General features: G+C 65.2%; 13 protein-coding genes. All 13 read left to right on the top strand.

Annotated features, from left to right (window positions below; genetic code table 11):
- Nucleotides 1-180 precede the first annotated feature (180 nt).
- The 13 genes from MFF62_RS06005 (at nucleotide 181) to MFF62_RS05945 (ending at nucleotide 17,414) form a co-directional block, all read left to right on the top strand.
- A complete protein-coding gene (locus MFF62_RS06005; protein WP_238261151.1) occupies nucleotides 181-4,185 on the top strand; it encodes a DUF3683 domain-containing protein in 4,005 nt (1,334 codons plus the stop codon).
- Between the two features lie 92 nt (nucleotides 4,186-4,277).
- Entirely contained in the window at nucleotides 4,278-4,712 is a 435-nt protein-coding gene (locus MFF62_RS06000) for an HIT family protein (protein ID WP_238261149.1), read from the top strand.
- 114 nt (nucleotides 4,713-4,826) lie between these two features.
- On the top strand, nucleotides 4,827-6,740 hold the full coding sequence (locus MFF62_RS05995) for an ABC transporter ATP-binding protein/permease (RefSeq protein ID WP_238261148.1): 1,914 nt from the start codon (nucleotides 4,827-4,829) through the stop codon (nucleotides 6,738-6,740).
- A gap of 52 nt (nucleotides 6,741-6,792) precedes the next feature.
- Nucleotides 6,793-7,209 (top strand): gamma-butyrobetaine hydroxylase family protein, encoded by a 417-nt coding sequence (locus tag MFF62_RS05990; RefSeq protein ID WP_238261145.1) that lies wholly within the window; start codon nucleotides 6,793-6,795, stop codon nucleotides 7,207-7,209.
- Between the two features lie 23 nt (nucleotides 7,210-7,232).
- Nucleotides 7,233-7,964, top strand: a complete 732-nt coding sequence (ubiE, locus tag MFF62_RS05985) for a bifunctional demethylmenaquinone methyltransferase/2-methoxy-6-polyprenyl-1,4-benzoquinol methylase UbiE (protein ID WP_238261143.1) — start codon at nucleotides 7,233-7,235, stop codon at nucleotides 7,962-7,964.
- A gap of 50 nt (nucleotides 7,965-8,014) precedes the next feature.
- Nucleotides 8,015-9,016 carry a Tim44 domain-containing protein gene (locus MFF62_RS05980; RefSeq protein ID WP_238261141.1) on the top strand — a complete coding sequence of 334 codons (1,002 nt, stop codon included), beginning with the start codon at nucleotides 8,015-8,017 and terminating at the stop codon, nucleotides 9,014-9,016.
- Between the two features lie 118 nt (nucleotides 9,017-9,134).
- On the top strand, nucleotides 9,135-9,812 hold the full coding sequence (locus MFF62_RS05975; RefSeq protein WP_238261139.1) for a ubiquinone biosynthesis accessory factor UbiJ: 678 nt from the start codon (nucleotides 9,135-9,137) through the stop codon (nucleotides 9,810-9,812).
- A gap of 57 nt (nucleotides 9,813-9,869) precedes the next feature.
- Nucleotides 9,870-11,447, top strand: a complete 1,578-nt coding sequence (gene ubiB / locus MFF62_RS05970) for a ubiquinone biosynthesis regulatory protein kinase UbiB (protein WP_238261137.1) — start codon at nucleotides 9,870-9,872, stop codon at nucleotides 11,445-11,447.
- 280 nt (nucleotides 11,448-11,727) lie between these two features.
- On the top strand, nucleotides 11,728-13,164 hold the full coding sequence (locus MFF62_RS05965; protein WP_238261135.1) for a high affinity choline transporter 1: 1,437 nt from the start codon (nucleotides 11,728-11,730) through the stop codon (nucleotides 13,162-13,164).
- Between the two features lie 198 nt (nucleotides 13,165-13,362).
- A complete protein-coding gene (locus tag MFF62_RS05960; RefSeq protein ID WP_238261133.1) occupies nucleotides 13,363-13,686 on the top strand; it encodes an FmdB family zinc ribbon protein in 324 nt (107 codons plus the stop codon).
- A gap of 14 nt (nucleotides 13,687-13,700) precedes the next feature.
- Nucleotides 13,701-14,393, top strand: a complete 693-nt coding sequence (locus MFF62_RS05955; RefSeq protein WP_238261131.1) for a DUF502 domain-containing protein — start codon at nucleotides 13,701-13,703, stop codon at nucleotides 14,391-14,393.
- 47 nt (nucleotides 14,394-14,440) lie between these two features.
- Nucleotides 14,441-16,249 carry an aspartate--tRNA ligase gene (aspS, locus tag MFF62_RS05950; RefSeq protein ID WP_238261129.1) on the top strand — a complete coding sequence of 603 codons (1,809 nt, stop codon included), beginning with the start codon at nucleotides 14,441-14,443 and terminating at the stop codon, nucleotides 16,247-16,249.
- 208 nt (nucleotides 16,250-16,457) lie between these two features.
- Nucleotides 16,458-17,414 (top strand): hypothetical protein, encoded by a 957-nt coding sequence (locus MFF62_RS05945; RefSeq protein WP_238261231.1) that lies wholly within the window; start codon nucleotides 16,458-16,460, stop codon nucleotides 17,412-17,414.
- Nucleotides 17,415-17,522 lie beyond the last annotated feature (108 nt).

Here is a 17,522-nt window from a genome sequence, read left to right as displayed (position 1 = left end):
GAGGAAGTCAAATTGCATGCAATCGGGGCAGATTGCTGACATATCCGGGGCTAATCGGGGGTAATTCCCTTGGAATTGCCATTGTTGCGGCGCGGCGAAACGGGGCGTTGCAGTACAATCGCCCTTTAATGACGATAATCGCGCACCGTCCCCGTGCGCAGCTTCGAAGCGGTCCCGCCAATGAACGCCCCACTCGTGCTCGATGCCAAGCTCGCCGCGCTGGATGCCCCGCCGCGCCTGCGTGAGATCCCCTATAACTACACGTCGTTTTCGGATCGCGAGATTGTCATCCGTCTGCTCGGCGAGGAAGCCTGGCGCATTCTTCATGAACTGCGCGGCGAACGCCGTACCGGCCGCTCGGCCCGCATGCTGTACGAAGTGCTGGGCGATATCTGGGTGGTCCGCCGCAATCCGTACCTGCAGGACGACCTGCTTGAGAACCCCAAGCGCCGCCAGATGCTGGTCAGCGCGCTGCACCACCGCCTGAACGAAATCGAGAAGCGCCGCGCGGCCGACCGTGCCGAGCACGCCGAGCCGGCCGCCGAAGACCGTTCGCACCGCGTGGAGCAACTGGTGGTCTTCGCCAAGCAGGCGATCGAGTCGTTCCAGCAGGAATTCGCCGATGCCTACGCGCTGCGCAAGCGCACCCAGCGTGTGCTGGGCCGCATCACGCAGAAGGACAACATCAAGTTCGATGGCCTGTCGCGCGTCTCGCACGTGACCGACGCCACCGACTGGCGTGTGGAGTACCCGTTCGTCGTGCTGACGCCCGACACCGAGGAAGAGATCGCCGGCATGGTGAAGGGCTGCTTCGAGCTGGGCCTGACCATCATCCCGCGTGGGGGCGGCACCGGCTACACCGGCGGCGCCGTGCCGCTGACGCCGTTCTCGGCCGTCATCAACACCGAAAAGCTGGAGCAGCTTGACGCGGTGGAGATGTCCGACCTGCCCAACGTTGCGCACAAGGTGGCGACGATTTTCTCGGGCGCCGGCGTGGTGACGCGCCGCGTGGCCGATGCGGCCGACAAGGCCGGGCTGGTGTTCGCGGTGGACCCGACGTCGATCGATGCGTCGTGCATCGGCGGCAACGTGGCGATGAACGCGGGCGGCAAGAAGGCCGTGCTGTGGGGTACCGCGCTGGACAACCTGGCGTGGTGGCGCATGGTCGATCCCGAGGGCAACTGGCTCGAGATCACCCGCATGGACCACAACCTGGGCAAGATCCATGATGTGCCGGTGGCCACGTTCGAACTGAAGTGGTCCGATGGCGATCGCCGCCCGGGCGAAAAGGTGCTGCGCACCGAGACGCTGGCCATCGAAGGCCGCAAGTTCCGTAAGGAAGGGCTGGGCAAGGACGTCACCGACAAGTTCCTGGCCGGCCTGCCGGGCGTACAGAAGGAAGGCTGCGACGGCATCATCACGAGCGCGCGCTGGATTCTGCACCGCATGCCGAAGCACATCCGCACGGTCTGCCTGGAATTCTTCGGCCAGCCGCGCGACGCGATTCCAAGCATTGTCGAAATCAAGGACTTCCTGGACGGAGAGTCGAAGCGCGAAGGCGGCGCTGGTGGGGATAACAGGGGCCCCACCCCCGTTTTGCTGGCCGGCCTGGAGCACCTGGACGAGCGCTACCTGCGCGCGGTGGGCTATGCCACCAAGAGCAAGCGCAACGCGTTCCCGAAGATGGTGCTGATTGGCGACATCGTCGGTGACGACGAAGACGCCGTGGCGCGCGCCACCTCGGAAGTGATTCGCATGGCCAATGGCAAGAGCGGCGAGGGTTTCATCGCCGTGAGCCCCGAGGCCCGCAAGAAGTTCTGGCTCGACCGCTCGCGTACCGCCGCCATCGCGCGCCACACCAACGCCTTCAAGATCAATGAAGACGTGGTGATTCCGCTGCCGCGCATGGGCGAGTACACCGACGGCATCGAGCGCATCAACATCGAGCTGTCAGTCAAGAACAAGCTCAAGCTCGTTGACGACCTGGAAGCGTTTTTCGCACGTGGCAACCTGCCGCTGGGCCGCAGCGACGACGCCAACGAAATCCCGAGCGCCGAACTGCTGGAAGACCGCGTGCAGCACGCGCTGACGCTGCTGCGCGAAATCCGCGCGCGCTGGCGCTATCTGCAGGACCACATGGACACGCCGCTGCAGGCCGCCAAGGCGTCGCTGATCGGTCATGGCCTGGGCCTGCTGGGTCCGGCCTTCGACCAGCGGCTGCAGGCCCAGCCCGACGCCACGGTGTTCCACCTGCTGCAGGACCGCACGATCCGCGTGAGCTGGAAGAGCGAGATCCGCGCAGAGCTGCGCAAGATCTTCAACGGCGGCGAGTTCAAGCCGATCCTGGACGAAGCCCAGAAGATCCACAAGCAGGTGCTGCGCGGTCGCGTCTTCGTGGCGCTGCACATGCACGCCGGCGACGGCAACGTCCATACAAACCTGCCGGTGAATTCCGACGACTACGGCATGATGAAGGAAGCCCACAAGGCAGTGGCCCGCATCATGGACCTGGCACGCTCGCTGGACGGCGTGATCTCTGGCGAGCACGGCATCGGCATCACCAAGCTGGAATTCCTGACCGAAGACGAGATTGGCGAATTCCGCGCGTACAAGCAGCGCGTGGACCCGCAAGGCCGCTTCAACAAGGGCAAGCTGCTGCCGGGCGCCGACCTGCGCAACGCGTACACGCCGTCGTTCGGCCTGATGGGGCATGAGTCCATCATCATGCAGCAGAGCGACATTGGCGCGATTGCCGATAGCGTCAAGGACTGCCTGCGCTGCGGCAAGTGCAAGCCGGTGTGCGCCACGCACGTGCCGCGCGCCAACCTGCTATACAGCCCGCGCAACAAGATCCTGGCCACGTCGCTGCTGGTGGAGGCGTTCCTGTACGAAGAACAGACCCGCCGTGGCGTGTCGATCAAGCACTGGGACGAGTTCTCGGACGTAGCCGACCACTGCACGGTGTGCCACAAGTGCGTGACGCCGTGCCCGGTCAAGATCGACTTCGGCGACGTGTCGATGAACATGCGCAATCTGCTGCGCAAGATGGGCCAGAAGAAGTTCAACCCGGGCACCGCCGCGTCGATGTTCTTCCTGAACGCGACCAATCCGCAGACCATCAACCTCGCGCGTGCCGCGATGATGGGCGTCGGGTACAAGGCGCAGCGCCTGGGCAACGAGGTGCTCAAGAAGTTTGCCAAGAAGCAGACCCAGCATCCGCCCGCCACGGTTGGCAAGCCGCCGGTGCAGGAGCAGGTGATCCACTTCATCAACAAGAAGATGCCGGGCAACCTGCCCAAGAAGACGGCGCGCGCACTGCTCGATATCGAAGACAACGAGATCGTGCCGATCATCCGTAACCCGAAGACGACCACGGCCGAAACGGAAGCCGTGTTCTACTTCCCGGGCTGTGGCTCCGAGCGTCTGTTCTCGCAGGTGGGGCTGGCCACGCAGGCCATGCTCTGGCACGTGGGCGTGCAGACCGTGCTGCCGCCGGGCTACCTGTGCTGCGGCTATCCGCAGCGCGGCGCCGGCCAGTACGACAAGGCCGAGAAGATGGTCAGCGACAACCGCGTGCTGTTCCACCGCGTGGCCAATACGCTGAACTACCTCGACATCAAGACCGTGGTGGTCAGCTGCGGCACCTGCTACGACCAGCTTGCCGGATATGAATTCGACAAGATCTTCCCGGGCTGCCGCATCATCGACATCCACGAATACCTGCTGGAAAAGGGTGTGAAGCTGGAAGGCGTGACCGGTACGCGCTACATGTACCACGACCCGTGCCACACGCCGATCAAGACGATGGACCCGACCAAGCTGGTGAACGACCTGATGGGCGGCAACCAGGGCGGCGGCAAGATCGAGAAGAACGAGCGTTGCTGCGGGGAATCGGGCACGCTGGCCGTGACGCGTCCGGACATCTCCACGCAGATCCGTTTCCGCAAAGAAGAGGAAATGCGCAAGGGTGCCGACAAGCTGCGTACCGACGAATTCAAGGGCGACGTCAAGATCCTGACGAGCTGCCCGTCGTGCCTGCAGGGTTTGTCGCGCTACAACGAAGACGCCTCGGTGACGGCCGACTACATCGTGGTGGAGATGGCCAAGCACCTGCTGGGCCAGAACTGGATGCCCGAGTACGTGGCCAAGGCCAACGCGGGCGGTATCGAGCGGGTGCTGGTTTAACCTGCCGATAGCCGTCGACAACCGTCGATATGCGCTCCCCTCTCCCGTCTTGCGGGAGAGGGGAGCCGACACCAATCTACATTCATTCGCCCATGACCCGACTCCCCAACTGTCCCCTCTGCGAAGCCGATGGCGGCGAGCTGGTCTGGATGGGCGACCGCGCACGCCTGATCCTGGTGGAGCACGACCGGTTTCCGGGCTTCTGCCGCGTGGTCTGGAACGACCATGCCGCCGAGTTGACCGATCTGGACGATGCCGACCAGGCCTGGCTGATGCGATTTGTGGCGCGCGTCGAGCGCGTGGTGCGCGAGGTCATGGCGCCGGACAAGGTCAACCTGGCCGCCTTCGGCAACATGGTGCCCCACCTGCACTGGCACATCATTCCGCGCTACCGCTGGGACACCCATTTCCCGGAAGCCATCTGGGCCGCGCCGCAGCGGGCCGCCGACACGGCGCGCATCGCCGAGCTGGGCAGCCGGCTGCCGACGCTACGGGCCGCGCTTTCTGCACTGGCCTCCGCTGACTGATAAAGTGCCTTAGCAGTCTGGTACGGAACCCGCCCGCCTGGCGGTGCGTCTGACACCGGTCGAACAACAACATGCCCGCCGGATGCTGGCGGCGGGCCAACCGCTGGCGCCCTCATGTCTTCCACACCCTCGTCCGTTATCGTGCCGGGCCCCGCCGTACCCGCCGAGGCACTCAAGAACCAGAGCCGGCTGCGCCTGGCGGCCACCTGGGCGCTGATCAAGCCGTACTGGAGTTCGGAGGACCGCAAGGCCGGGCTCGGGCTGCTGACGCTGGTCGTGGCGCTGAACCTCGGCATCGTCTACATCAACGTGCTGCTCAACGAGTGGAACCGCGTGTTCTACAACGCCATCGAGCAGCGCGACTTCGTCTCGTTCAAGGCATTGCTGCTGCGGTTCTCGTGGATCGCGGCCTGCTTCATCGTGCTGGCCATCTCGCGGCAGTACTACCAGATGATGCTGCAGATGCGCTGGCGTACCTGGATGACGGGTACCTTCATGCAGCGCTGGCTCGGGCACCAGGCGTACTACCGCATCGAGCAGACCCATTCCACCGACAACCCCGACCAGCGTCTGGCCGACGACCTGCGCCAGTTCACCGACGGCGCGCTGACGTTGTCGATGGGCCTGCTCAATTCGGCCGTCACGCTGGTGTCGTTCATCGGCATCCTGTGGGCAGTTTCGGGGCCGATCAGCTTTGCGCTGGGCGGCGTGGACCTGACGATTCCGGGCTACATGGTCTGGTTTGCCATCGGCTACGCGGTGGTGGGCTCGCTGATTGCCCACTTCGTGGGCCGGCCGCTGATCGGGTTGTCGTTCCAGCAGGAACAGTACGAGGCAAATTTCCGTTTCATGCTCGTGCGCTTGCGCGAGAACAGCGAGCCCGTGGCGCTCTATCGAGGCGAGCCGACCGAACAGGCCGGGCTGCGCGCGCGCTTCGAGCGCATCCGGGCCAACTGGAACCAGCTCATGCGCTATACCCGGCGGCTGACGTTCGTGAACTCGGGCTACGGCCAGTTCGCGATCATCTTCCCGCTGCTGGTGGCGGCGCCGCGCTACTTCTCGGGCAAGCTCACGCTGGGCGGCCTCATGCAGATCAACTCGGCATTCGGGCAGGTGCAGGGCGCGCTGTCCTGGTTTGTCGACAGCTATGCCACGCTGGTCGGCTGGAAGGCGGCCGCCAACCGTCTGATCGATTTCCAGGAGGCGATGCGCGTGGCCGAGCGCCAGGACCTGACGCACGACGAGGCCGGCGATATCGAGGTGGTGCAGGCGTCCAGTGCGGCCGAGGTGGACATCTCCATCAGCGGCCTGGCCCTGGCATTGCCGGTGCACTGCGGGCTGGACGTGGACGAGGAGGGTAGCGACCCGGGCCAGCACCCGGGGCAGCGGCCGCTGGTGGCGCCGTTCTCGCTGTCGATCGCGCCGGGCGAGCGCTGGCTGGTCAATGGCCCGTCCGGATGCGGCAAGAGCGTGCTGTTCCGCGCGCTGGCGGGCATCTGGCCCTATGGCAGCGGGCGGATCACCGTTCCGAGCCGGCGCATGCTGTTCCTGCCGCAACGCAGCTACCTGCCGATCGGCACGCTGGCAGACGCGCTGTCGTACCCCGACACCGGCAACAGCCATTCGCGGGAGACGCTGACGGCCGTGCTGCGCCGTGCACAGCTGGGCATGCTGACCCGCCACCTGGACGTGTTCGACAACTGGTCGCTGCGGCTGTCGCCGGGCGAGCAGCAGCGCCTGGCGTTTGCGCGGGCGTTGCTGCAGAAGCCGGAATACCTGTTCCTGGACGAGGCGACGAGCGCGCTGGACGAGGAAACCGAACGCGCCATGTACCAGCTGATGGTGGACGAACTGCCCGGCGCGGCCATCGTCAGCATCGCGCACCGCAGCACCGTGGCGGCTTTCCACACCCGGCGCCTGCGCTACGTTCCCGTGGCGGCCCCGGATGGCGATGAAAGCGGCGCGGGCCCACGGGATGGGCAAGCCGAGGGGGCTGGGGTAAGCTATCGGGTCGTACAAGACGCATGACGGCGCCACTGTCACGGCCCACGGGCTGCGGGCTGGTGCCGCACCCAACACCATGGCTGGCCTGGACAAAGACACTCCTCATCCCACCGCGCTGACCGTCCACACGCAGTCGCGCGTGCTCGAAATCGGCTTCGACAACGGCCGCACCTGGCGGCTGCCGTTCGAGTTGCTGCGCGTATACTCGCCTTCCGCCGAAGTCCAGGGCCACGGCCCGGGGCAGGAAACCCTGCAGACCGGCAAGCGCGACGTGGGCGTGGCGGCGGTGGAGCCGGTAGGCAACTACGCGATCCAGATCCGATTCGACGATGGCCACGACACCGGCATCTACACGTGGGAACTGCTGTATCGCCTGGGCGACCAGCAGGACACGCTGTGGGATGCATACCTGAAGCGGCTCGAAGCCGCCGGGATGGACCGCGACGCGCCGATGCCCACGGCCGGCGGCCACGCGTGCGGCCATCATCACTGATACAAGAAAGCTGGAGTCTGAGAATGAGCGAAACCCACTTCGGGTTCGAAAAGGTCGATGAAACGGAAAAGGCCGGCAAGGTTGCCGGCGTGTTCCATTCGGTGGCCAGCAAGTACGACGTGATGAACGACCTGATGTCCGGCGGCATGCACCGGGTCTGGAAGATGTTCACGATCGCGCAGGCCAACGTACGACCGGGGCACAAGGTGCTGGACATCGCCGGCGGGACGGGCGACCTAGCCAAGGCGTTCGCCAAGCGGGCCGGCCCGACGGGCGAAGTGTGGCTTACGGACATCAACGAATCGATGCTGCGCGTGGGGCGTGACCGCCTGCTGGATCGCGGCGTCGTCACGCCGGTGGCGCTCTGCGACGCGGAAAAGATCCCGTTCCCGGACAACTACTTCGACCTGGTCACGGTGGCCTTCGGGCTGCGCAACATGACGCACAAGGACCGGGCGCTGGCCGAGATGCGCCGCGTGATCAAGCCGGGCGGCAAGGTCATGGTGCTGGAGTTCTCCAAGGTCTGGAAGCCGCTGGAGAAAGCCTACGATGTCTATTCTTTCAAGGTGCTCCCCTGGCTGGGCGAGCGCGTGGCTGGGGATGCCCCCAGCTATCGCTATCTTGCGGAATCGATCAGAATGCATCCAGACCAGGGTTCACTTGTACGCTTGATGGAACAAGTTGGGCTCGAACAAGTCGAATACTTCAATCTGACGGCCGGAGTCGTGGCGCTCCACGTCGGGAGAAAGTACTAATTCGCCATGTTCGGCCGTTAAAGGCCGAAAATGACAGGGGATCATAGGATATGACTTCTTTTCGTGGAAAATTCCTGGCCGCATCGCTGATGGTGACGCTGGCTCTGGGGGTAGCACTGGACGCCAACGCGAAACGCCTCGGCGGTTCGCGCAGCGTGGGCAAGCAATCGTCGAACGTGACGCAGCAGCGTCAGGCCACGCCGCCGCAACAAAATGCGCCGGCGCAACAGCAGCCGGCACAGCAGGCCGCGCCCGCTACGGCAGGCGCCGCGGGCGGCGCTGCCGCCGCCGCACCGAAGCGTAACTGGGGTGGCATGCTCGGCGGCCTGGCGGCTGGTCTGGGCATCGGCTACCTGCTGTCGCACTTCGGCCTGGGCGGCGCGGCGGCCAGCTTCCTGGCCAATGCGATCCTGATCGGCATCATCGCGATGATCGCCATCTGGCTGATCCGCAAGTTCCGTGGCGGCTCGGCACGCTCGCAGACACCGGCTTACGCTGGTATGGGCAATGGCGCTGGCAACAACTCGCCGTTCGGCGGCATGGATCGCACGGCCGAACCGACGCTGCGTCAGGCCGAACCGGTACAGCCGACGGGCTATAACGGCGCGGCTGCCAATCCGGTGATGGGCGGCGCAGCGGCCGGTGCCGCAGCGGCAGCAGTCCAGCAGCCGTGGGGTGTGCCGGCCGATTTCGATACGGAATCGTTCCTGCGCAACGCCAAGGTTCACTATGTGCGCCTGCAGGCTGCCTGGGATGCGGGCAACCTCGACGACATCCGCGAATTCACCAGCCCGGAAATGTTCGCCGAGATCAAGATGGACCTGTCCGAGCGCGGCACGACGGTCAACAAGACCGACGTGGTCACGCTGGACGCCCAGCTGCTGGGCATCGAGTCCACGCCGACCCAGCACGTTGCCAGCGTGCGCTTCGCGGGCATGATCCGCGAGAGCGCGGGCGAGGCGGCCCAGCCGTTCGCCGAGGTCTGGAATCTGGCCAAGTCGACGTCTGGCGACGGCGGCTGGCTGCTGGCCGGTATCCAGCAGGAGTCCTGACCGGGCAATCCGCCGTCGGCGCATGGTTGACATGAAGCGGCGGCGGAGTAGCTTAGAATGGAGGCCCACGTAAGCGTGGGCCTTTTTTATTGGGCAGACCTGCCCGGAACCGGACGCCATGAACGCCTTGCCGACACCGCTGGCCGCGCCGATCGTCGCCGCATTGAACCACCTGATCGAACAGGAGCCCTGGGCGTGCAGCCTGCTGGCGCCGTTTGCCAGCCGCATCATCCGGTTCGACGCCGCCGCCTTCACGCTGTCGCTCCGGGTCACGGAGCAGGGCGGTATCGAGCAGGCTCCCGAACCGGAAGCTGCCGCGGTGACGCTGATTGTGCCGCTGCAGCAATGGCCGCTCGTGATGGCCGATGTGGCCGAAGGCGGGCAAGCCGCCGCCATGCGCCATGTGCGCATCGACGGAGATGCCGAACTGGCCAACGCTGTGTCGACGCTTGCGCGCAACCTGCGCTGGGATGCCGCCGAAGACCTGTCGCGCGCACTGCGCGGCGTGATGGGCGGCCCGGTCAGCGACAGCGTGGCCCAACGCGTGGTCGACGGCGCGCGCCAGGTGCATGAGAACGCCACGCGCGTGGGCCGGGCGCTGCTCGACAACGTCACCGAATACCTGCTCGACGAACAACCTACGCTGGTGCGCCACGCGGCGCTGGACGGTTTTGGCGCCGATGTGGCGCGCCTGCGCGACGACCTGGCCCGGCTAGAAAAACGGCTGGAACGCCTGGAACGTCCGGGTGGACAGGGAGAAGGCGCTTCGGGCCGGCTTCCGTCGGCCCACCGTTGATCACCATGTCGCCTCCTGTTGCCGCCCCGCGCGGCGTTGCCTTGTGAATATCCCCGCATGACCCGCCTGCTGCGTCTCTGCAAGATCGTCTTCGTCATCCTGTACTACGGGCTCGACGAACTGGTGCTGTCCGGTTTCAAGAGCCGGCGCATCAAGTTCCTGGTGCGAGTGATCACTATCGGCCGCAAGCTCGATATGCCGCGCGGCGAGCGCCTGCGGCTGGCGCTGACCGCGCTGGGGCCGATCTTCGTGAAGTTCGGCCAGGTGCTGTCCACGCGCCGCGACCTGATGCCGCCCGATATCGCGGACGAACTGGCCAAGCTGCAGGACCAGGTGCCGCCGTTCGATTCGGCGGTGGCGGTGAAGATCATCGAGAAGTCGCTGGGTCGGACGCTGACGCAGCTCTTCGAGAATTTCGAGCACCAGCCGGTGGCCAGCGCATCGATCGCCCAGGTGCACTTTGCCACGCTGCGCGGCGGCCCGAACCATGGCCGCGAGGTGGCCGTGAAGGTGCTGCGCCCGGGCATGCTGCCGGTGATCGACAGCGACCTGGCGCTGATGCGCGACATGGCCACGTGGCTGGAGCGCGTCTGGGTAGATGGCCGTCGCCTGAAGCCGCGCGAGGTGGTGGCCGAGTTCGACAAGTACCTGCATGACGAACTGGACCTGATGATCGAGGCGGCCAACGCCAGCCAGCTGCGCCGCAACTTTGCCGACAGCGACCTGCTCTGCGTGCCCGAGGTGTACTGGGACTGGTGTACCAGCTCGGTGTTCACGATGGAGCGGATGCACGGCATCCCGATTTCGCGCACCGAGTCGCTGAAGGCGGCGGGCGTGGACATGCACAAGCTGGCCGAGGAAGGCGTGGAGATCTTCTTCACGCAGGTGTTCCGCGACGGCTTCTTCCATGCCGACATGCACCCGGGCAACATCCTGGTGTCGATCCAGCCCGAGACGTTCGGCCGCTACATCGCGCTGGACTTCGGCATCGTCGGCGCGCTGTCCGAGTTCGACAAGAACTACCTGGCGCAGAACTTCATCGCCTTCTTCCGCCGCGACTACCACCGGGTGGCGCTGCTGCACGTGGAGTCTGGTTGGGTGCCGCCAGAGACGCGCGTCGAGGAACTGGAATCGGCCGTGCGCGCCTGCTGCGAACCGTATTTCGACAAGCCGCTGCGCGAGATTTCGCTGGGCATGGTGCTGATGCGCCTTTTCCAGACGTCGCGCCGATTCAACGTGGAAATCCAGCCGCAACTGGTGCTGTTGCAGAAGACGCTGCTCAATATCGAAGGTCTGGGGCGCCAGCTCGATCCGGACCTCGACCTGTGGAAAACCGCCAAGCCGTTCCTGGAACGCTGGATGTACCAGCAGGTTGGCTGGCAGGGTGCCTGGGAGCGCGTGAAGGTGGAGGCGCCGCAGTGGGCCAAGATGCTGCCCGACTTCCCGCGCCTGGCGCACCAGTTCCTGGAGCGTCGCGCGCTGCTGAACAACGGCGAGCAGGAGCGGTTGCTCACTCAGCTCGTGCACGAGCAACGGCGCACCAATCGCCGGCTGTCCACGGCGCTGCTGCTGATGGGCGGCTTCCTGGCAGGCATCGTGATCGTCCAGGCGCTGGCCTGGTCGGGGTACTGGTAAGCAGGCAGGGGCGGGGCGAGCTACCCCCGCCATACAACACATTTGTGCACCAATACGTGCATTTGACCGGCGTCCGGGAATTTTTTTCGACCCGGGGTGTCTGCGTCGCTATAATCCGCGTTTTGATTCGGCTACGACCGCCTATGCCCCTCCCGGGCGCCCGCGGCCCCGACCGATGAATTGGACTCCGGCCGGAGTCAGCCTGCCTTTGCGGGGATTCGGCCGGCTTTCGGTTTTTCGCCACCAGGGCATTTCTGGCTATTTGGGATAGGGCAGCGGCATGCTGATCTGGTTCGTCATCATCTATTGGGTTATCTCGGTCGGCATCGGCCTGTGGGCGGCACTGCGCGTCAAGGGCACCGCCGACTTCGCCGTCGCGGGCCGCAGCCTGCCGTTCTACATCGTCACCGCCACGGTTTTCGCCACATGGTTCGGCTCTGAAACCGTGCTCGGCATCCCCGCCGTCTTCCTGAAGGAAGGGCTGTCCGGGGTGGTGTCAGACCCCTTCGGTTCCTCGCTCTGCCTGATCCTCGTAGGTCTGTTCTTCGCCCGGCCGCTGTACCGGATGAACCTGCTGACGATCGGCGACTACTATCACAACCGCTACGGCCGGCTGGCCGAGGTGCTGACCACGCTCTGCATCGTGGTGTCGTACCTGGGCTGGGTGGCGGCGCAGATCAAGGCGCTGGGGCTGGTGTTCTATACCGTGTCGGACGGCGCGCTGTCGCAGGACGCCGGCATGATGATCGGCGCGGCCAGCGTGCTGGTCTATACGCTGTTCGGCGGCATGTGGTCGGTGGCGGTGACCGACTTCATCCAGATGATCATCATCGTGATCGGCATGCTGTACATCGGCTACGAAGTCAGCGGCCAGGCCGGCGGGGTGACCGCCGTGGTGTCGCACGCGGCGGCGGCCGGCAAGTTCGAGTTCTGGCCTTCGCTCGATTTCGTCCAGATCATCGGGTTTGCGGCGGCGCTGTTCACCATGATGCTCGGGTCGATCCCGCAGCAGGACGTGTTCCAGCGCGTGACGTCGTCGCGCACCGAGCAGATCGCCGGGCGCGCGTCGGTGCTGGGCGGCGTGCTGTACTTCTTCTTCGCGTTCATCCCGATGTTCCTGGCCTATTCGGCCACGATGATCGACCCCCAGATGGTCGAAAAATACATCAATTCGGACTCGCAACTGATCCTACCGCAGCTCATCCTGACCCACGCGCCGATGTTCGCGCAGGTGATGTTCTTCGGCGCGCTGCTGTCGGCCATCAAGAGCTGCGCCTCGGCCACGCTGCTGGCGCCGTCGGTGACGTTCGCGGAAAACATCCTGCGCCCGTACTTCCGCCATCTCAGCGACAAGCAGTTCCTGCGCGTGATGCAGGCCGTGGTGCTGGTGTTCACGGTGCTGGTCACGCTGTTCGCGCTCAATTCGCACCTGTCGATCTTCCATATGGTCGAGAACGCCTACAAGGTGACGCTGGTGTCGTCGTTCGTGCCGCTCGCCTTCGGCCTGTTCTGGAAGCCGGCCACGCGCCAGGGCGGCCTGCTGGCCATCGTGCTGGGCCTGACGTCCTGGCTGACCTGCGAAGTGGCCTTTGCCGATGCGACGGTACCGCCGCAAATGGTGGGACTGCTGTTCTCGATCGGCGGCATGGTGTTCGGATCGCTGCTGCCGCAACTGATCAGCGACCGGCCGCCGGTCCGCGAAGTGCATATTGCCTAACTTTTAGGCGTCGGGGCTGAATCGTGACGATTACGCCCCCGAAAGCTCGTATTTCCTGCCGATAGAGGCCCCGCCGACGGTTTATAATCCGAGGCTTTGCATCGCCGCGCGCGGGTATTTTTCGTGCGCACGGCCTTGTCCTTCGGGCCTGGCGCTGCCATCTACCCGCTTTACGTTTCAGCTTTCCACGACAGAACCATGCCGATCTATGCCTACCGGTGCGACGCCTGCGGCCACGGGCGCGATGTGCTGCAGAAGATGAGCGATGCCCCGCTCACGGACTGCCCGTCCTGCGGCACCGCCGGGACTTTCAAGAAGCAGCTGACCGCGGCCGGCTTCCAGCTCAAGGGCTCGGGCTGGTACGTGACCGATTTCCGCGGCGGTAGCGGCGGCGCCAGCGCGCCGGCCACGTCGAACAGCACCCCGGCCGGCGATGCCGCGCCGGCAGCAGCGGCTGCGCCCGCAGCGTCGGCCGCCCCGGCACCGTCCGCGCCGGCCTCCGGCTCCGGCGCCAGCAACTGATCGCCAGGCAAGCCGTGGCCACCAAGAAAACGTCCGCCATCAAGACCTGGTTCCTGACCGGGTTGCTCGTGCTGGTGCCGCTGGGCATCACGTTGTGGGTGCTCAACCTGATCATCGGCACGATGGACCAGAGCATGGCCCTGCTGCCCGTGGCATGGCAGCCCGAGAACCTGTTCGGGCGCCGCATCCCGGGCCTGGGCGCGATCCTGACCCTGCTGTTTATCCTGATCGTGGGTGTGCTGGCGCATAACTTCATCGGCCAGCGACTGGTACGCTGGTGGGAAGCGCTGCTGGGCCATATCCCCGTGGTGGGCCCGATCTATACCAGCGTGAAGCAGGTGTCGGACACGCTGTTGTCGTCGTCCGGCAACGCGTTCCGCAAGGCGCTGCTGGTGCAGTATCCGCGTGAAGGGTCGTGGACGATCGCATTTCTGACCGGGCGCCCGGGCGGAGACGTGCAGAATCACCTGCAAGGCGAATACGTCAGCGTGTACGTGCCGACCACGCCGAACCCGACGTCCGGCTTCTTCCTGATGATGCCGAAGGCCGACACCATCGAACTCGACATGACCGTGGACGCGGCGCTGAAGTACATCGTGTCGATGGGAGTCGTGGCACCGACCGACCTGCCGCGCAAGAACGGCGATGTCACCGTGGCCGAGGCCGTGATCGTGGCCGACGAAGTCGCGGACACCCATACCAACTGATTTGCGCGCGGCTGCCGGGCAGCCGCGTATTACAGGAAATCTCTCCTATGTCTTCCATGCGTACACACTACTGCGGTCTGGTGACCGAACAACTGACCGGCCAGGAAGTGGCCCTGACGGGCTGGGTGCAGCGCCGCCGTGACCATGGTGGCGTGATCTTCGTCGACCTGCGCGACCGCGAAGGCCTGGTGCAGGTGGTGTGCGATCCGGATCGCCCGGAGATGTTCAAGGCCGCGGAAGAAATCCGTAACGAGTTCTGCATCCGCGTGGTGGGCAAGGTTCGCCCGCGTCCGGCCGGCACCGAGAACAGCAACCTGACCTCGGGCAAGATCGAAGTGCTGTGCCACGAGCTGACCGTGCTGAACCCGTCGGTCACGCCCCCGTTCCAGCTGGACGACGACAACCTGTCGGAAACCACCCGCCTCACGCACCGCGTGCTGGACCTGCGCCGTCCGCAGATGCAGTACAACCTGCGCCTGCGCTACAAGGTGGCGATGGAAGTGCGCAAGTACCTGGACGCCCAGGGCTTCATCGACATCGAGACGCCGATGCTGGGCAAGAGCACGCCCGAAGGCGCGCGCGACTACCTGGTGCCGTCGCGTGTGAACCCGGGCCATTTCTTCGCGCTGCCGCAGTCGCCGCAGATCTTCAAGCAGATGCTGATGGTCTCGGGCTTCGACCGCTACTACCAGATCACCAAGTGCTTCCGTGACGAGGACCTGCGCGCCGACCGCCAGCCCGAATTCACGCAGATCGACTGCGAAACGTCGTTCCTGACCGAACAGGAGATTCGTGACCTGTTCGAGGACATGATGCGCACCGTGTTCAAGAACGCCATCGACGTGGACTTGGTGTCGAAATTCCCGGTGATGGAATTCCGCGAAGCCATGGCCCGTTTCGGTTCGGACAAGCCCGACCTGCGCGTCAAGCTGGAATTCACCGAACTGACCGACGTGATGAAGGACGTCGACTTCAAGGTGTTCTCGGGGCCGGCCAACAGCGACAGCGGCCGTGTGGTGGCCCTGCGTGTGCCGGGCGGCAGCGCCATCTCGCGCGGCGAGATCGATGCGTACACGCAGTTCGTGGCCATCTACGGCGCCAAGGGCCTGGCCTGGATCAAGGTCAACGAAGTGTCCAAGGGCCGTGACGGCCTGCAGTCGCCGATCGTCAAGAACCTGCACGACGCCGCGATTACCGAGATCCTGAAGCGTACCGAAGCCAAGGATGGCGACATCATCTTCTTTGGTGCCGACAAGGCCAAGGTGGTCAACGACGCCATCGGCGCGCTGCGCCTGAAGATCGGTCACTCGGAATTCGGCAAGAGCACGGGCCTGTTCGAAGACACCTGGAAGCCGCTGTGGGTGATCGACTTCCCGATGTTCGAGTACGACGAGGAAGACGCTCGCTGGGTGGCCATGCACCACCCGTTCACGAGCCCCAAGGACGAGCACATGCAGTACCTGGAAACCGATCCGGGCAAGTGCATCGCCAAGGCCTACGACATGGTGCTGAACGGCTGGGAAATGGGTGGCGGCTCGGTGCGTATCTACCGCGAGGACGTGCAGAGCAAGGTGTTCCGCGCGCTGAAGATTGGCGCCGAGGAAGCACGCGCCAAGTTCGGCTACCTGCTGGACGCGCTGCAGTATGGTGCGCCGCCGCACGGTGGCCTGGCCTTCGGCCTGGACCGTATCGTGACGATGATGGCCGGTGCCGACTCGATCCGCGACGTGATCGCCTTCCCGAAGACGCAACGTGCGCAGGACCTGCTAACCCAGGCCCCGAGCTCGGTCGACGAGAAGCAACTGCGCGAGCTGCACATCCGTCTGCGCGCGCAAGAGCCGAAGACGACTGCCTGATCGCCGAGTCCGATTCCTCCGGGGATCATTTCGGTTGTGACATGCAAAGCCGCGCGAGAGCGCGGCTTTCTTGTTTCTGGCGCAAGGATGCGTTTCCATTTGTTACCACCTGGAACGAAGCCATCCCGGATGATGTCTTTCTGCGCTGAAGCGCGCGATGCCGGTCCACCCGAAAGGCCAGCCGTGACGCGGGAGGACAAGACCAATGCTGCAACTCGATACCGAACTGATCCGGACCTTTCTACTGGCCCACGCGGAAACCATCCTGACCTGGCTGGTGGCCGGACTGCTGATGATGCTGGTGGCGCGCTTCGAACTGCGCCGCGCGGTGCGCAAGTCGGCGCAGGCGATGTCTGAATCAGTGGCCACCACGGTGGCGGCGTGCGTGCCCGATATCGCGCATGCGGTGCAGGGCGCCCAATCGGCGTCGGACCTGACGCCTGGCATCGAGCCCGTGGCGGCGCAGCGCGCCGAGGCGCTGCGCAAGCTGGCGCTGGATACCGTGGCAACCGTCATGGCGCGCGGTAGGTGGCTCGAAGATGTGGGCAACCTGCGCCTGCCCGAGGATGCCCTGTTGTCCGGGCGCCGCGCCGGTGGTGCCGATCCGCTGCTCGTGGTGGCGCCGCAGCCGCTGGTCCAGGCCTACCTGACCGCCCAGCGTACGTTCGACGACGAGGCGTCGCGGCTGCAGAATCATCGGCGCGAGGCGCTGCGCCTGCAGGACGCGCTGCAGCAGCTGGGGGCCGAGGCGTCGCATGTCGAGCATGAGACGGCCAGCATCGTGATGCGCTTCGAGCAGGTCAACGCACAGGCCGCGCAGGGTGTGGAGGCCGGCGACTACCAGCGTTTCCTGATCCAGAAGTACAACCAGCTTGGGCTGCGCGAGAAGGAAATTGGCCAGGAGCGCGCCGAACTGGGGGCCCAGGTGCGTGAGAGCACCGATGCGCTGGCCCAGCACGCCCATGTGGCATCGCAGCGATACACCCAGGCCCTGGCACCGCTGATGCAACAGTTGCGCGCCGCCTGGGGCCATGGCGATTCGCCCGAGGTCTTCGACACGTGGCTGCGCGGAATGCCCGGTGCCGGACCCGAGGGTGCGGCGCCCCAGCAGTCCGCAGGACACTATCTGTCGCCCCGGCAGCCGGGCGAGCAGACCGTCGCCTGACTGTCGCCCGATTTCACGGCTTGATTCCACATCGCGGTAATAGGACAGCGGAGGACGCCGGAGCCAGCGCCGCTGCGCTATGCTTGGGGTCTGTCGCTTCCACTGCCC

The organism is Cupriavidus pauculus (assembly GCF_022179805.1).
Taxonomy (GTDB): Bacteria; Pseudomonadota; Gammaproteobacteria; order Burkholderiales; family Burkholderiaceae; genus Cupriavidus; species Cupriavidus pauculus_E.
Note: the sequence above shows the minus strand (reverse complement) of the source record. Positions and strands in the feature narration are given on the sequence as shown.

Bases quoted from the DNA above. Each gene is read 5' to 3' on its own strand.
- MFF62_RS06005 (WP_238261151.1), top strand. From the start codon at position 181: ATGAACGCCCCACTCGTGCTCGATGCCAAGCTCGCCGCGCTGGATGCC.
- MFF62_RS06000 (WP_238261149.1), top strand. From the start codon at position 4,278: ATGACCCGACTCCCCAACTGTCCCCTCTGCGAAGCCGATGGCGGCGAG.
- MFF62_RS05995 (WP_238261148.1), top strand. From the start codon at position 4,827: ATGTCTTCCACACCCTCGTCCGTTATCGTGCCGGGCCCCGCCGTACCC.
- MFF62_RS05990 (WP_238261145.1), top strand. From the start codon at position 6,793: ATGGCTGGCCTGGACAAAGACACTCCTCATCCCACCGCGCTGACCGTC.
- ubiE (WP_238261143.1), top strand. From the start codon at position 7,233: ATGAGCGAAACCCACTTCGGGTTCGAAAAGGTCGATGAAACGGAAAAG.
- MFF62_RS05980 (WP_238261141.1), top strand. From the start codon at position 8,015: ATGACTTCTTTTCGTGGAAAATTCCTGGCCGCATCGCTGATGGTGACG.
- MFF62_RS05975 (WP_238261139.1), top strand. From the start codon at position 9,135: ATGAACGCCTTGCCGACACCGCTGGCCGCGCCGATCGTCGCCGCATTG.
- ubiB (WP_238261137.1), top strand. From the start codon at position 9,870: ATGACCCGCCTGCTGCGTCTCTGCAAGATCGTCTTCGTCATCCTGTAC.
- MFF62_RS05965 (WP_238261135.1), top strand. From the start codon at position 11,728: ATGCTGATCTGGTTCGTCATCATCTATTGGGTTATCTCGGTCGGCATC.
- MFF62_RS05960 (WP_238261133.1), top strand. From the start codon at position 13,363: ATGCCGATCTATGCCTACCGGTGCGACGCCTGCGGCCACGGGCGCGAT.
- aspS (WP_238261129.1), top strand. From the start codon at position 14,441: ATGTCTTCCATGCGTACACACTACTGCGGTCTGGTGACCGAACAACTG.